A 14,891-nucleotide genomic window follows, 5' to 3' on the forward strand; every position below is an offset into this window, starting at 1 on the left:
TCCAATATTTCAAAGGAAGCTTAACTGGTAAAAAGCGTCTCGTTATTCAGCGACTTTTCAATCATTTTTTTTGTGATCTGCACGATCTTGCTGCCGTCTTTTCCTTCAATGCCATTGGTTGCACACCAGTTTGTTGATGCTACGTTAACTACCGTTCCTGATTGGGCTGTTTTCTTAAACACGATAAATGTCCCCAATCCTTTATTACCCCAGTTGATCGCAAAATCATAACCAAGCAATTCAATTTTATAGAAGTTTAATTTCGAGTTATCAATAACCGGTACTTCCGTCGAGCCAGGCTGGATCATTTTAACCACTGGTGCGCCATCGTATTCAAGAGTCGGCAAGTTCAAAATTTCGCCATTTCTTAACCCTGTACCTTCAAATAACGGCGATTTTTCATTTACAATTTTGTATCCATTAAAGCCGTTAGGCAATTTATTCCCATATCCCCCGCCATCGAAATCAGCGCCAATGCTGGTTATGACCGGATATTGCAATTGAGGGTTTGACCAGAAAATAGTACTGTAGATCGTGTCGCCCAGCGGGTCGAGCTTTTTATCCTTATAACATATCATTAAGTCTTTGGCGGAGTTATATCTGACCTGGAAATACATGGTATTACCCGATAATATCAGCACATTTTTTCCGGATGCAATAAACTTATCAATATTCAATCGTGCTTCCCTGGTCCAATATTCACTATGACCTGCCAGTATAATGATTTTAGTGTCCTGTATCTCTGTATAATCATCCAGGTCGGGGTCTGAGATGAATCTCATGTCATAAGGCTGATTGCATGCCCATCTTAAAAAGCCGGAAGTATAATCCGCAGCGCCCCATGTTGAACGCGCATAAGATGCAACAGTACTTCTGGCGTTATCAGGTTTATATAAGCTTTTGCCGCCCTGTATATTATAAGCATTGTCTGTATTGCTCGGATAAACAACAGTGATATCGTTATTTTTTGTCTTGCTTTTACAGATGATCGAACAAATCACTGTACCATCAGCAATAAACCGGTATACCCCGCTTTTAAGACTTTCCGGAAGTTGCATGGTAACAGTTGGTTTATAACCAGATCCATTTAACCACGGCTTTAAACTGCTATTTGCCTGGGTGGTAATTGCTTTGTTGATACGAAGCACTACCTTTTCGGCAGCATCCGTAAAAGTTATTAATTGGTTGCTACTGATAGCTCCTGAAATATATAAAGTAACAGTATCCCCGGGATAATAAGTTAATTTATCCGAATAGCATTTAATGATTTTAGCGATAAAGTCAGGCTCAGGCATTAAACCCGATGCGGTTTCGGTAGCAGAATATTGACCAAGATAATCGCTTGATACCACGGGAGGTACCGGGGTGGTAACTATGGGATTAGAACCGGGAGCTACTGATTCTTTTTTACATCTGGAAAAGGCAAAAAGCAGTAACAGGGAACCTAAGAAGTTCCTTCTTTTAATAGGGGTACTCATATGTGATAAAATATATTAAGCTAAATTCTGCCGCAAAATAATATTGGCTATATTTTCTTAAAGTTTAAATAATATTAATTAAATAAATGAAATAGTATAATTTGCCTGTAAAATCGGCGGTTATAATTAAATATTACGTAGGGAAGACTATAAGCGCTACAATAAGAGAAAAATATTCACTAATTTTTTAGTTCTGTGTATGAGGCACTTAGGCTTTGAGTATGGATTCCACGAGATTCTCTGAGGAGGCATCCAGCCATTTTATGTCCTTATCCTTCCTAAACCAGGTGAGCTGGCGTTTTGCAAAGCGGCGGGTATTTTGTTTGATCAGGCTGATAGCGGTATCCAGGTCCGTTTTATTATCGAAGTAGTCAAATAGCTCACTGTAGCCAACGGTGTTTAATGCATTCAAGTGCTGGTATGGCAAAAGTGAGCGTACTTCTTCCACCAGGCCATGCTTAATCATTATATCCACACGCTTATTAATGCGGTCATATAATATCTCTCTTGGTAAATTCAAAGCAATTTTAATACTTTCAAAAGAGCGTGGATTGATGTTAGCCTTCCGGTAAGATGAAAAAGGCCTGCCTGTTGCCTCAAATACTTCCAATGCCCTTATCAATCTTTGGGAGTTATTCAGATCGACCTGGTTATAATAATCCGGGTCAGCTTCTTTAAGTTTACCTTGAAGAGATTCAATGCCTTTTTCTGCAAGTTCCTGGTTGAGTTTTTCCCTGATTTCAGGATCAGCAGTTGGCAGATCATCAAAACCCTGGGTTACGGCTTGTATAAATAAACCCGATCCGCCTACCATTATTACCTGGTCGTGTGTTTTAAAAAGCTTATCCAATAACTGAAGAGCCTCCTTCTCAAAATCACCAACCGTAAAGTTCTCTGTTATGGAATGAGAATCGATAAAATGATGTTTGGCTTGCGCTAGCTCTTCTGCATCAGGTTTGGCAGTGCCGATGGACATTTCGCGATAGAATTGGCGTGAGTCCGCAGAGATGATCTCCGTGTTTAATTGCTGTGCCAGTTTTATAGCAGCAGCAGTTTTACCTACAGCCGTAGGCCCTGCAATTACAATAAGCTTTTTGGGAGATGATTGACTCATGGTTCATACAATAAACAAGTGCTATTAACTATGAACCATGAGCTATAAGCCACGATTAATAATCATCATTGTGCTGGTGCTGGCCTTCGTCTTCAAAGCCTTCATTGTCAGAAAATTCGCTGCCGAATTCATCTTCTTCTTCACTTTCCCCGCCTTCGCTGTGTTCGTCTACCTCTAATTCATCCTCGGTATCAAGAACTTCAGAAAAGCCTTCTTCAGCATCTTCAGCGTTGTATTCCATCTCGTTCAGGAAATCGAAATCTTCATTGGCAGGGGGCAAAGTGGTTGGGTTGAATACGTTGCCAAATTGTTTTGGCGCTTCTCCACTGGCCCTTACCACGGCAGGATAATTAGTGCCGGGTGTTTCATCCAGTAATATCTTCAATAGTTCGATGTGAAAATCGAACGGGCGGTCGAAATTAAAAGTGTAATAGAATTTTTGATGTGGGTCGTCTATCCTGCTGCTCAGCTTTACCTTATCCATCAGTACAATACCGCGGTCAATTCTGCGTTGATTAGGCATAAAGGTAATCTCTTCGCCCTTTATCCATTGGTCATTGCTCACATAGAAGGAAGACGGATATTCGCATTTATAGCCAATTGCCTGGTGAATTGCACGATGAAAGTCTTCGAAAGTTTGAGTGGATTTGATATCTATCTCTCTAACCACGTCATCGTAGTCTTCAAAAGAAACCCGAAATCTGTATACTGCCATTTTTGTTTGTAGAATTTTACAAAAGTAAGTGTTTTAAGTTAAAATGTGTTCGCCACAACTTTTAAGCCAATTTCTGCGCCTTTTTTAATTGTGTAGTCGAGAGCCGCCTCGCGCGAGTTTGGAATCTCGCCCTCCAGTATCGCTTCGCGTATCTGATTTTTGATAATTCCCACTTCGCGGCCCTCTTTAATACCGAACAGATGCATAATGTCGAGGCCGGTAACGGGCGGCTGCCAGTTGCGTATTTTGTCACGCTCCTCAACATCTTTTAATTTTTGCTGAACCAGCTCAAAGTTGTTTCGGTACTTCTTTATTTTGTATTCATTTTTTGTCGTTATGTCTGCTTTACACAACAACATCAATGACTCGATGTCATCACCTGCATCAAATAATAACCTGCGGACTGCCGAGTCAGTTACCACTTCCTGCGCCAGAACAATAGGCCGCAAATGAAGCTGCACCATTTTTTGAACGAACTTCATTTTCTCATTCAGCGGCAATTTCATCGTAGCGAATATTTTCGGCACCATACGCGCGCCTTTATCCTCATGGCCATGAAAAGTCCAGCCATGGCCTGATTCAAAACGCTTGGTTGCAGGCTTGGCGATATCATGTAATATTGCGGCCCACCTCAGCCAAAGGTCATTGGTAGTGGCGGAAATGTTATCCAATACTTGTAGGGTATGATAAAAGTTGTCCTTATGACCTTTGCCATCGATATAATCGACTCCATAAAGATTGGCCATCAAAGGAAATATCTTATGCAATAGCCCCGTATCAAACAGGTAAATAAAGCCTACAGATGGTTTAGCTGACAGAATGATCTTATTCAGTTCTTCAGTAATACGTTCCTGAGATATGATCTCAATGCGCTCAACATTTTGTTTGATCGCCTCAATAGCTATTGGGTCTATCGTAAAACTTAATTGCGATGCAAAACGGATAGCCCGTAACATACGGAGCGGATCATCCGAAAATGTCTCTACCGGGTCAAGCGGTGTTTTGATGAGCTTCTGTTCCATATCCTTTACACCACCGAAAGGGTCGAGTAACTCGCCAAACTGGTCCGGATGTAGGGCAATAGCCAGCGCGTTGATGGTAAAATCGCGACGCTTCTGATCATCATCCAGTGTGCCGTTTTCAACAATAGGTTTGCGGGAATGAGCACGATAGGATTCTTTACGGGCACCTACAAATTCTATTTCGATATCCCTGTACTTCAGCATCGCCGTACCGAAATTTTTGAATACCGATAGCTTAACCTTCAACTTCTGCGCCACCTTTTCTGCAAATTCAATTCCATTACCAATGATAACAATATCGATATCTTTTGACGGACGGTTTAACAGCAGATCGCGCACGAAACCACCTATCACGTAAGCATGCACGTTTTGCTCAGCAGCAATACCGCTTACTATAGAAAACAAAGGATGTTTAAGGTGTTGTTTCATGCGATGGTATGCTTTGCGGGGTTCAAAGCATAAATTATTTCGGTACAAAAATCGTAATTAGAAAACCTAAACCATAATAAAATTAACGGCGGATAAATTCAAACTGCCCGTCGGGGTTAAGGCGCATAATGGTGGACGGTTTTTTCTTTTCGGTATCATGCTGTTCGAGGTCCACCACATAATCCACGCCATCGATAATTTCCTGGTCAATTTCATCAAAAGTTTGTGGGGATGGTTTGCCGCTGATGTTCGCCGAGGTAGATACCAGAGGTTTGCGTAACCGCTGTATCAACTGTTGGCAAAAATCATGTTTAGCTACTCTAATACCTACACTTCCATCAGCAGCAATCAAAGCGGGAGAAATGTTCTTTGCCCCCGGCATTACCAGCGTGAGCGGGTTCTCAGCATATTCGATCAGGTCATAAGCAATAGAAGGCACTTCCTGAATATAACTTTCCAGTTTGTTTTCGCTGTCCAGCAAGATGATCATGCTTTTTGCTTCGTCCCGTTGTTTCAGGGCGAATATCTTTTTGATGGCCTCCGTATTGGTAGCATCACAACCAATCCCCCAGATAGTATCAGTAGGATAGAGGATAATACCGCCCTCCTGGATCACTTTTAAAGCTTTGGCAACTTCTTCCTTCAGCATGTTATAAATATAAGCTTAACGCGTTTATAATCTTAATTTCGTCTATCAATTGCATACACTTAGGTATGCCGTATAGTTTGCAGGTATTGCGTACGCAAGGCTCACATTCCAGTTTGCCTGCGCGGATCACTTTTAAATTCTCTCTATTATAAGGTGCGGTATTCAATTCATTCCCTGCTCCAAATAAAACTATAGTAGGCACTCCCAAACTGTTGGCCAGGTGCGCCGGACCTGAATCGGTGGTCAATACTGCCTTTGATGAAGCCATCAATTCACATAGTCCTGCAAGACTTGTTTTGCCGGCATAATTCTCAATCTTGTCGTTTGTTGTGCCGCTAAGTAATTCATCAACATAAGCCTTCTCTTTCGGAGAACCGACGATCACAAACTTTGTGTTTTTAAAGGTATTGGTCAGTGTATTGATTAATTGTTGCCCTTTATCAATCGGCATCCGGCGTGATACAGCCTCCGAATTAAAGTTCAATACAACCTGACTGCTATTGCGTACAGTTGTTTTAGCCTGAAGCCTGACTTCCCGCTCTGTGATCTTTTTACCAGTGAATTGCTCTAATAATGATACATACTCATCTGTACGATGCAGGTTGGCAGGCTTTTTATAAGTGTTGGTCATCAAAAAGAACCGCCCTTCCTTACCAAACCCGATCCGCTTTTTTGCTTTGATTGCCCAGCCCATTACTGCTGATGAAAGTGAATCAGGCAGGCAGAAAAACAAATCATATCTTTCAGCTTGCAATGTTTTGCCAAACCGATAAACTCCTGCTAATCCCGGATATTCCTGCTTGGAAAACAAATGAACCTGGTTAAGTCCCGGAATGAGCGATGCAATTCCACCCAATTCCTTTTTGATGATCACATCAATCTGTGCATCAGGATAAGATTGCCTTACTGCACCGACAAATGCAGTGCTCATCACCACATCGCCGAGCCAGTTAGGGAGCCTGATTAATATCTTCATTTTTGGAGATATGAGATTTGAGATGTGAGATATGAGAAAGCTAATCTAAGGCTTTGCATTGTTCAATCTTTAATAAATAGTAATCTCATATCTCAAATCTCACGTCTCAAATCTAAACTAAACCGCCACATTATTATCTCTCAGGGCATCATTCAGTGAGGTCTTTTTATCGGTGGATTCTTTTCTTTTGCCGATGATCAGCGCGCATGGCACCTGGAATTCACCTGCGGGGAATTTTTTGGTATAAGAGCCCGGGATCACCACTGATCTTTCTGGCACGCGGCCTTTATATTCAACTTTATCTGCGTGCGTAACATCGATAATTTTGGTTGACGCAGTAAGCACCACGTTTGCGCCCAATACAACTTCCTTTTCTAAATGCACACCTTCAACTACAATGGCACGTGAACCCAGGAAGCAGTTATCTTCAATAATAACGGGGGCAGCCTGAACCGGTTCCAATACACCGCCAATGCCTACACCACCACTCAAATGGCAATGTTTGCCTATTTGCGCACATGAGCCTACGGTAGCCCAGGTATCAACCATAGTCCCTTCATCAACATAAGCACCGATATTTACATAAGACGGCATCAGGATAACACCTTTAGCAAGATGTGCGCCGTAGCGTGCAATAGCATGAGGAACAACACGTACACCACGCTTTTTGTAATCGGTTTTCAATTTCATTTTATCATGAAAAACAAACGGGCCGACTTCAATTTCTTCCATTTGCCTGATCGGGAAATAAAGGATAACGGCCTTTTTTACCCAATCATGCGTATGCCAGCGGTGACCTACTAATTCGGCAACACGCATTTCGCCGCGGTCTAATCGTTGTATAACTGTTTCAATGGCGGTGGTATAATCATGGTTCCCCAAAAGGGTTCTGTCTTCCCAAGCCTCTTCAATAAGTTTCTTTAGATTTTGCATTATGTGATATAAACTTTTGACAAATTAAAGGATTTTATAGGAGAAATGTTTACCTATAGATGTAGTATATGTAAGTATAACAAACCGTATATCTATATGTTTAATTAACCCGGTCTTAACGAAGTTTTTACCTTTGTGTAAATATTAATGGAGTAATAGCTTCTGAAGTTTTAAAGAAATGCCTGAAAAAGAGAAATTAAGGATCGATAAATATTTGTGGGCGATACGGATATTCAAAACACGTTCATTGGCAACCGAAGCCTGCAAAGCAGGACGTGTAAAGCTTGACGGCCAGAATATCAAACCGGCTCATGAAGTAAAAGTGGGAGAGGTGTACCTTGTATCTAAAGGGCCAGAACGTAAAATAATAAGGGTACTTGGATTATTAGAAAACCGCATGGATGCCAAAAGTGTCGCAGGTTTTTATGCTGATGAAACACCTGTTGAGATGACACATGCATTTAAATCGATGTTTAACGCTCCGGTGCTAAAACGCGACCGCGGAACAGGCCGCCCAACCAAGCGCGAACGACGCGAAATTGATGACATGCACGATAATTTCTTTGATACCAAAGAAGAGTAAGCGGAAACCACTAATGACCGAATCTTGATGTTAACGAAAAATAATTGCATCTTTGCAGCATTTTTGGGAGCCTATGGTACCCATATACCAAATTGAAAAACTGTATTGATTGACATTCTGCAACATATCAAATCAAAAAAGGCTGCCAGGCTAAGTTTGTTTAATCCCTCAGCCTTTATTGTATGATCTACGGAATAATAGCAATTCTCTTTTTTGCGGGCATGTTATTATACTTCCCAATCGCAGATCATTATAACATTATCGATCACCCTAACGAGCGTAGCTCACACAGTGTTATCACCATCCGTGGAGGCGGGGTAATCTTTCTTTTTGCTGCTTTAGCTGCCGTGATCATGCATTCTGCTTACTGGTTACCTGTAGTGGCGCTTTTTATGGTAGGGATAATCAGCTTTATTGATGACCGGATAACGCTGTCAAGCAAAATAAGGATCCTGGTGCATTTAGCAGCAACAACCTTGTTTTTTATCTACCTGGGCGTTTTCTCACGACCGGTTTATGAATCCCTCTTTCTATATTTTGTTGTTATAGGCACGATCAATGCCTACAACTTTATGGATGGCATAAATGGCATAACCGGCTGCTATAGCTTAGTAGTATTAGCCGGATTGCAGTATGTTAACCTGAAACTGGGCTTTATTGATAAAGATATGATCTGGCTGCCTATGATAGCCTGCGGAGTTTTTCTTTATTTCAACCTTCGTAAAAAGGCCAGGTGTTTTGCCGGAGATGTTGGCAGTATCACTATTGCCTTTTGGATCGTAATGTTATTAATCAAATTGATATTGGTGACAAATAATTGGTCATATATTTTATTCCTGTCTGTATATGGCACGGATTCGGTATTGACGATAATGCATCGTATCTGGCTGAAACAGAACGTTTTTAAGCCACATCGACTGCACCTGTATCAAATTATGGTTAATGAACGTAAAACGCCTCACCTGTGGGTATCATTTGGATATATGCTGCTACAGGGCGGTATAATTTTTTTTATTGTAAATAACAGAAGCTTTACTGCTACAGGTTTATTTGCGGTTATTCTAATACCCCTGATATTAATGTATTTAATATTAAAAATTGCGTTAATGAAAAAAATAAGTATCTGATACTATGCGATTAAACCATCATATAGGTTTTTTTGTCATAAGAACTAAAACTTTTTGCCTTGAGGGTTTGTTTTGTTGTCGGATATGAGTTATAGGGCATATTAACGCAAGCAAGTATTGTAACAATAATGTTTAACAACGCATCTGAAAAACCGGGGTATTTTTAATAAAATTGCATTTTTATTTTCTCCCCTATTATGTTTCAACTGGTGCATTTTTTGCGTATTTAAAAAATATTAGCTATAATTATATCATCTACTCATCTACTAACATCATTTTATGAAAAAATACCTACTCTTTTCTAAGGTCGTGCCGCGGTGGTTAATTATGCTTGTTGATCTCTCGATTGTGGCCTGGTCTTTTTCCACGTCTTATTTTATTGTAGAACGATTCGAGTTTATCAATATCCTTCGCGGTTACTTCTTCATTTATACAGGATTATACAGTGCCCTTGCAGCTATGGTAATGTATGCTATGCGTATACATATCGGGCTGATCCGTTATTCCAACACGCGTGATATGTTGCGTATTTTCGGTTCGGCATTTGTAGCGAGTTTGCTTTACCTGGTGGTTATTAACACTTGGCTGGTACATGTGATCCATGTCGACCTGGTTACGCTCAACCTGGTGCTTTTGATCAACTTTTCAGTATCGAGCACTTTGCTGATCCTGTTAAGAACCACAGTAAAAAGCGTTTTCTTTTATCTGACAAATAACACTAATGCCAAAAAAACTATTGTATTGATTTATGGGTCGGATAATAATGCGGTACTTGTAAAACAAGCTTTAGAGGCCAGTGCGAATACTAACTTCTGTGTAGTTGGTTTTGTGGATGATGGCAGCAAAAAGATAGATAAAGAAATTCAGCAGGTAAGGGTATATCATATTGATAAGCTTGGTAAACTAAAGGAAAAATATAATGTAGACAAGCTCATCATCATGAATCATAATCTTGATGAGCAAACTAAAAAGTCGGCCCTTGAAAACTGCCTTGCGCTGGGTATACAAGTTTTAACCGTACCTCCATCAGACCAGTGGATATATGGCAAGCTTAATCCGCAGCAGATCAAAGATCTTAAGATTGAGGATTTGCTGCAGCGTAAACCGATTAAAATCGATAATACACGCATTTCGGAAGATTTGCATGGAAAACGCGTACTGGTTACAGGCGCAGCAGGTTCTATCGGGTCAGAAATTGTAAACCAGGTGCTGAGTTATAAGCCGGCCATGGTTATTTTGTGCGATCAGGCTGAATCGCCTTTGCACGAAATCAAACTGGAGGTAGAGGAAAAATTCCCGAACGTACCTACGACTATTTTTATAGCCGATATTAGGAACCTGCAGAGAATGCACAAGCTGTTCTCTGATTATCGCCCTGAAGTTGTTTTCCATGCCGCAGCGTACAAACACGTACCAATGATGGAAGAAAACCCATCAGAAGCAGTATTGGCGAACGTATTGGGTACCAAGCATGTGGCTGACCTTTCGGTTGCCTTTGGTACTGAAAAATTCGTGATGGTATCGACTGACAAAGCGGTTAACCCGTCAAACGTAATGGGTACCACCAAGCGCATTGCCGAAATATATATACAAGCGTTGAAGGATAACCCAATTAATAATAAGTCAGGCGTTCAGCCAACCCGTTTTGTGACTACCCGCTTTGGAAATGTATTGGGTTCAAATGGCTCAGTTATTCCACGTTTCAGGGCGCAGATACAAAAAGGCGGTCCGATTACGGTAACCCATCCTGAGATCACCCGTTATTTCATGACCATACCTGAGGCTGTTCAGCTGGTGCTGGAAGCCGGTACCATGGGTACTGGTGGCGAAATATTCATTTTTGATATGGGGCAACCTGTGAAAATTACGGATCTGGCATTGAAGATGATCAAACTGGCCGGTCTGCAGCCTGATAAAGATATCAAGATTGTTTATACCGGTTTAAGGCCAGGTGAAAAGCTGTACGAGGAACTGCTAAATGCAGGCGAACGTACGATGCCTACTCATCACCCTAAGATCAAGATTGCCCAGGTAATAACTTATCCTTATGAGGCTGTTGCTGCTGACATTGAGGAATTGCTCGAGCTAAATAAAGGCCAGGATGATGAAGCCATTGTGAACAAAATGAAAGAGATCGTTCCGGAATTTATCAGCAAAAATTCTCAGTATGAATACCTGGATAATAATGACGGAGATATCGAAGTAATTGAGGCGCTTGCGAGCTGATATTACTACTCTTAAAATAATAAAAGGCGTTCTGACTATCAGAACGCCTTTTTTATGATTAAACCCTAATGTCATACTGAATTTATTTTAGCACCCGCAGGACATTCACGCTTGCTTGGTGTGCGATTTGCCAATAGTAGACCTGTCTATCTTATACCTTGCAGATGGGGTGCCGAAATAAATTCGGCATGACTTTTTTACTAAATCAATAACCTATCTTCGATCCGGAATCGACCCAGAGTCTGAATGCTGATATCGCCTCATCACGTAAAAGCTGAATGATCTGTAATTTACGCTGATTCATTGGTCGCTCAAGTTCCTTGTAGATGAAATGATCGTCAAAGCCTATGTCAGCTGCGTCAGCTTTGGTATTGCCATAATAGATTGTATCAATATGCGCCCAGTAAATAGCACCGAGACACATAGGGCACGGCTCACAGCTGGTATAAATGACACACCCGGTGAGATCATAAGTTCCTAGTTGCTGACAGGCAAGCCTGATTGCAGATACTTCCGCATGAGCTGTGGGGTCATTTTGCTGAACAACCTGGTTAGCACTGGCTGCCACCACTTCGCCATCTTTTACAACAACTGCACCAAACGGTCCACCGGCAGCTCCTTTCACATTCTGCTCAGACAGCCCAATAGCCATCCGCATAAACTTTTCATGTTCCTTCATTTTCATCGCATTCTGTGAATTAAAAACCCCGGTTTTAAGGACCAGGGTTTAGTTGTATTTCTTAAAAACATGTATCCGCTTGATACATGCGTCTAATAGTTATTTTTTGTCTTTTGCGTAAGCATCATTCAGCCTTTTTACAACATCAGAAGTTACATCCAATCCCGGATCACCATACCACATAGTAGTGTTTCCCTTTTGGAAGGTCAGGATCATTTTATAGCCTTTTTCTTTTGCATAATCTGTCATAAAGGCAGCAACTTTTTCATACAATTTTTTCTGCTCTTCACCCTCTCCATTCTGAATCTGGGCAGCCGCATTTTGAGAGTATTGTTGAAATTCCTGTCCTTCACGCTGTAAACGCTGTTCGGTCGTAGCGCGTTGATCGGCGCTTAAAGTGTTTGCGCTCCTTTGATAGTCGGCAGCTTCTCTTTGTAATGCCTGCTGGCGTGAGCCAACATCGTTCTGAGCTGCTTTTCTTTTGTCATCAAGACGCTTCGACATGTCTTTAAAATACTCATATTTTGACAGCAGGGTATCCTGGTTTACATATACAATACTGCCGGATGAGGGCGGAGTAGTCGAAGCCGCTGATTTATCTGAAGTTTTATTTTGGTTACATGCCGCAATAGTTCCGGCAACCATAAGGCCTAACGTTAGTTTGGTTAAAGGCGAGGTCTTGATTTTCATTCTCTTAATTCAAAATTTTGACAAAGATAATCTTTCGGCCCGGATGTGCAAATGTGGGGATGTGCAGATGTGCAAATGCGGAGATGAGTGGACGTAATTTGGCATTTTATATTAATTGATATGGTGTTTTTTGAAGTTATCTGCACATTCGCACATCTGCACATCCGCATATATAAACATCGCTGTTATTTATCCACACGTATGCCAGAAATCCGGGTTAAAATGCGTATTTTTGTATATTAATTCCCCGCGTAAAAAGGGATGATCGTTGAACATAAATATGAGCGAAGAAGTAAAAGAAGTATCCAATTATTCAGCAGATAATATACAGGTTTTAGAAGGATTGGAAGCGGTGCGTAAGCGTCCTTCAATGTACATCGGTGATACCGGCCCTAAAGGGTTACATCACCTGGTATATGAGGTGGTAGATAACTCGATAGATGAAGCGCTTGCCGGTTATTGCGATACCATCAAAGTAACTATCCACAAAGGTAATTCCATTACAGTAGAAGATAACGGTCGTGGCATCCCGACAGGGATAAACACCAAGGAGCAGAAATCAGCCCTTGAACTGGTAATGACTGTATTGCACGCCGGTGGTAAATTCGATAAAGACACTTATAAGGTTTCAGGCGGTTTGCACGGTGTGGGTGTGTCCTGCGTTAACGCGTTGTCGATACACATGACTACCATTGTACATCGTGAGGGGAAAATATTCACACAAGAGTACGAACGGGGTAAGCCATTGTTTGATGTGAAGGCCATCGGTGTATCCGATCGTACCGGAACTATCCAAACTTTCCAGCCAGATGCTGAGATATTCACCCAAACACTGGAATATAAGTATGATACACTGGCTACACGCTTGCGTGAGTTGGCATTTCTGAATAAAGGCATCAGGCTGACCCTTACAGATGAGCGTTATGCAGATGAAGGCGGAAATTATACCACTGAAGAGTTCTACTCCGAAGGCGGTTTAAAAGAGTTTGTGAAATATCTGGATGGCACCCGTACGCCATTGATTCCTGATCCGATCTATGTGGAAGGCAATAAACAGGGCATCCCGGTTGAGCTGGCCTTACAATACAATGATACCTACAGCGAGAACGTATTCTCATACGTAAATAACATCAATACCATTGAAGGTGGTACCCACGTAGCCGGTTTCCGTATGGGTTTGACACGTACGCTGAAAAGCTATGCGGATAAGTCAGGCTTGTTGAAAAACGTAAAAGTTGATATTACCGGTGACGACTTCCGCGAAGGTTTGACTGCAGTGATCTCGGTTAAAGTTGCTGAGCCCCAGTTTGAGGGTCAGACCAAAACCAAGCTGGGTAATAGCGAAGTAAGCGGTGCGGTAAATGTTGCTGTTGGTGAGATTCTATCCAATTATCTGGAAGAAAATCCAAAAGAAGCAAGACTGATCGTTAATAAAGTTATTCTTGCTGCTACGGCCCGTGCTGCAGCCCGTAAGGCCCGCGAAATGGTGCAGCGCAAGAACGTGATGGGTGGAACCGGACTGCCTGGAAAACTGGCAGATTGCGCTAATAATGATCCCGGAATGTGCGAGATATTCCTTGTCGAAGGGGACTCGGCAGGAGGTACTGCCAAACAAGGCCGTAACCGCGAATACCAGGCTATTCTGCCTTTGAGGGGTAAGATCCTGAACGTAGAAAAGGCCATGGAGCACAAGATCTACGAAAACGAGGAAATCAAGAACATGTTTACTGCTCTCGGGGTAAGCATAGGTACCGCCGAAGATGATAAAGAATTGAACCTTACCAAACTCCGTTATCACAAGATCGTTATCATGACGGATGCTGACGTGGACGGTTCGCACATTACTACACTGATCCTAACTTTCTTCTTCCGTTATATGAAAGAACTGGTTGAATTTGGTTATGTATATATCGCAACACCGCCGCTGTATCTTGTAAAGAAAGGCAAGGAGCAGGAATATTGCTGGAATGATGTTCAGCGTGATGCTGCTATCCAACGCCTGAAAGGTGCTGGTAAAGAGGACAGCGTACACGTACAGCGTTACAAAGGTTTGGGTGAGATGAACGCCGAGCAGTTATGGGAAACTACTATGAATCCCGAAACACGTACATTGCGCCAGGCAAGCATTGAAAATGCAGCCGAGTGCGATCATACATTTTCTATGCTGATGGGCGACGAAGTTGCACCGCGCAGGGAATTCATTGAAAAGAATGCGAAGTATGCTAAGATTGATGCGTAATTAAGATAGCTTTATTTTAAAAAACCTCTTC

Annotated in this window: 13 protein-coding genes; 4 read left to right on the forward strand and 9 right to left on the reverse strand. The window is 41.7% G+C overall.

Annotated elements, in window-relative coordinates; all coding sequences use genetic code 11:
• Positions 1-20: 20 nt before the first annotated feature.
• The 7 genes from VIM89_RS06985 to VIM89_RS07015 form a co-directional block, all read right to left on the reverse strand.
• The gene (locus VIM89_RS06985) at positions 21-1,478 is read right to left on the reverse strand and encodes a N,N-dimethylformamidase beta subunit family domain-containing protein (RefSeq protein WP_488155424.1); all 1,458 of its coding nucleotides are present in this window, start codon (positions 1,476-1,478) and stop codon (positions 21-23) included.
• A 208-nt stretch (positions 1,479-1,686) separates the two neighbouring features.
• On the reverse strand, positions 1,687-2,592 hold the full coding sequence (miaA, locus tag VIM89_RS06990) for a tRNA (adenosine(37)-N6)-dimethylallyltransferase MiaA (RefSeq protein ID WP_488155425.1): 906 nt from the start codon (positions 2,590-2,592) through the stop codon (positions 1,687-1,689).
• A gap of 55 nt (positions 2,593-2,647) precedes the next feature.
• Positions 2,648-3,307, reverse strand: a complete 660-nt coding sequence (locus VIM89_RS06995) for an IS1096 element passenger TnpR family protein (protein WP_488155426.1) — start codon at positions 3,305-3,307, stop codon at positions 2,648-2,650.
• Between the two features lie 38 nt (positions 3,308-3,345).
• Positions 3,346-4,758 carry a CCA tRNA nucleotidyltransferase gene (locus tag VIM89_RS07000; RefSeq protein WP_488155427.1) on the reverse strand — a complete coding sequence of 471 codons (1,413 nt, stop codon included), beginning with the start codon at positions 4,756-4,758 and terminating at the stop codon, positions 3,346-3,348.
• Between the two features lie 82 nt (positions 4,759-4,840).
• A complete protein-coding gene (locus VIM89_RS07005; protein WP_488155428.1) occupies positions 4,841-5,407 on the reverse strand; it encodes an L-threonylcarbamoyladenylate synthase in 567 nt (188 codons plus the stop codon).
• 1 nt (position 5,408) lies between these two features.
• Positions 5,409-6,383 (reverse strand): glycosyltransferase family 9 protein, encoded by a 975-nt coding sequence (locus VIM89_RS07010; protein WP_488155429.1) that lies wholly within the window; start codon positions 6,381-6,383, stop codon positions 5,409-5,411.
• Positions 6,384-6,500: 117 nt separating this feature from the next.
• Positions 6,501-7,316: a 2,3,4,5-tetrahydropyridine-2,6-dicarboxylate N-succinyltransferase gene (locus VIM89_RS07015; protein WP_488155430.1), complete on the reverse strand. Its 816-nt coding sequence runs from the start codon at positions 7,314-7,316 to the stop codon at positions 6,501-6,503.
• A 178-nt stretch (positions 7,317-7,494) separates the two neighbouring features.
• Here VIM89_RS07015 and VIM89_RS07020 point away from each other — a divergent pair, with 178 nt between their 5' ends.
• The 3 genes from VIM89_RS07020 (at position 7,495) to VIM89_RS07030 (ending at position 11,252) form a co-directional block, all read left to right on the forward strand.
• Positions 7,495-7,899 carry an RNA-binding S4 domain-containing protein gene (locus tag VIM89_RS07020; RefSeq protein ID WP_488155431.1) on the forward strand — a complete coding sequence of 135 codons (405 nt, stop codon included), beginning with the start codon at positions 7,495-7,497 and terminating at the stop codon, positions 7,897-7,899.
• 182 nt (positions 7,900-8,081) lie between these two features.
• A complete protein-coding gene (locus VIM89_RS07025) occupies positions 8,082-9,026 on the forward strand; it encodes an MraY family glycosyltransferase (RefSeq protein ID WP_488155432.1) in 945 nt (314 codons plus the stop codon).
• Between the two features lie 279 nt (positions 9,027-9,305).
• Entirely contained in the window at positions 9,306-11,252 is a 1,947-nt protein-coding gene (locus tag VIM89_RS07030; protein WP_488155433.1) for a polysaccharide biosynthesis protein, read from the forward strand.
• Between the two features lie 205 nt (positions 11,253-11,457).
• Here VIM89_RS07030 and VIM89_RS07035 read toward each other — a convergent pair whose 3' ends face one another.
• Positions 11,458-11,937: a nucleoside deaminase gene (locus VIM89_RS07035; protein WP_488155434.1), complete on the reverse strand. Its 480-nt coding sequence runs from the start codon at positions 11,935-11,937 to the stop codon at positions 11,458-11,460.
• Positions 11,938-12,030: 93 nt separating this feature from the next.
• Entirely contained in the window at positions 12,031-12,621 is a 591-nt protein-coding gene (locus tag VIM89_RS07040; RefSeq protein WP_488155435.1) for an OmpH/Skp family outer membrane protein, read from the reverse strand.
• A gap of 280 nt (positions 12,622-12,901) precedes the next feature.
• On the opposite strand from VIM89_RS07040, the gene gyrB reads away from it, so the two are divergent.
• Entirely contained in the window at positions 12,902-14,860 is a 1,959-nt protein-coding gene (gene gyrB / locus VIM89_RS07045) for a DNA topoisomerase (ATP-hydrolyzing) subunit B (protein ID WP_488155436.1), read from the forward strand.
• Positions 14,861-14,891: the final 31 nt, after the last annotated feature.

Source organism: Mucilaginibacter sp. (assembly GCF_036568825.1).
Lineage (GTDB): Bacteria > Bacteroidota > Bacteroidia > Sphingobacteriales > Sphingobacteriaceae > Mucilaginibacter.

What these genes read in the sequence shown, in the direction of transcription:
- VIM89_RS06985 (WP_488155424.1), bottom strand. Translation starts at nt 1,478, where the DNA reads ATGAGTACCCCTATTAAAAGAAGGAACTTCTTAGGTTCCCTGTTACTG.
- miaA (WP_488155425.1), bottom strand. Translation starts at nt 2,592, where the DNA reads ATGAGTCAATCATCTCCCAAAAAGCTTATTGTAATTGCAGGGCCTACG.
- VIM89_RS06995 (WP_488155426.1), bottom strand. Translation starts at nt 3,307, where the DNA reads ATGGCAGTATACAGATTTCGGGTTTCTTTTGAAGACTACGATGACGTG.
- VIM89_RS07000 (WP_488155427.1), bottom strand. Translation starts at nt 4,758, where the DNA reads ATGAAACAACACCTTAAACATCCTTTGTTTTCTATAGTAAGCGGTATT.
- VIM89_RS07005 (WP_488155428.1), bottom strand. Translation starts at nt 5,407, where the DNA reads ATGCTGAAGGAAGAAGTTGCCAAAGCTTTAAAAGTGATCCAGGAGGGC.
- VIM89_RS07010 (WP_488155429.1), bottom strand. Translation starts at nt 6,383, where the DNA reads ATGAAGATATTAATCAGGCTCCCTAACTGGCTCGGCGATGTGGTGATG.
- VIM89_RS07015 (WP_488155430.1), bottom strand. Translation starts at nt 7,316, where the DNA reads ATGCAAAATCTAAAGAAACTTATTGAAGAGGCTTGGGAAGACAGAACC.
- VIM89_RS07020 (WP_488155431.1), top strand. Translation starts at nt 7,495, where the DNA reads ATGCCTGAAAAAGAGAAATTAAGGATCGATAAATATTTGTGGGCGATA.
- VIM89_RS07025 (WP_488155432.1), top strand. Translation starts at nt 8,082, where the DNA reads ATGATCTACGGAATAATAGCAATTCTCTTTTTTGCGGGCATGTTATTA.
- VIM89_RS07030 (WP_488155433.1), top strand. Translation starts at nt 9,306, where the DNA reads ATGAAAAAATACCTACTCTTTTCTAAGGTCGTGCCGCGGTGGTTAATT.
- VIM89_RS07035 (WP_488155434.1), bottom strand. Translation starts at nt 11,937, where the DNA reads ATGAAAATGAAGGAACATGAAAAGTTTATGCGGATGGCTATTGGGCTG.
- VIM89_RS07040 (WP_488155435.1), bottom strand. Translation starts at nt 12,621, where the DNA reads ATGAAAATCAAGACCTCGCCTTTAACCAAACTAACGTTAGGCCTTATG.
- gyrB (WP_488155436.1), top strand. Translation starts at nt 12,902, where the DNA reads ATGAGCGAAGAAGTAAAAGAAGTATCCAATTATTCAGCAGATAATATA.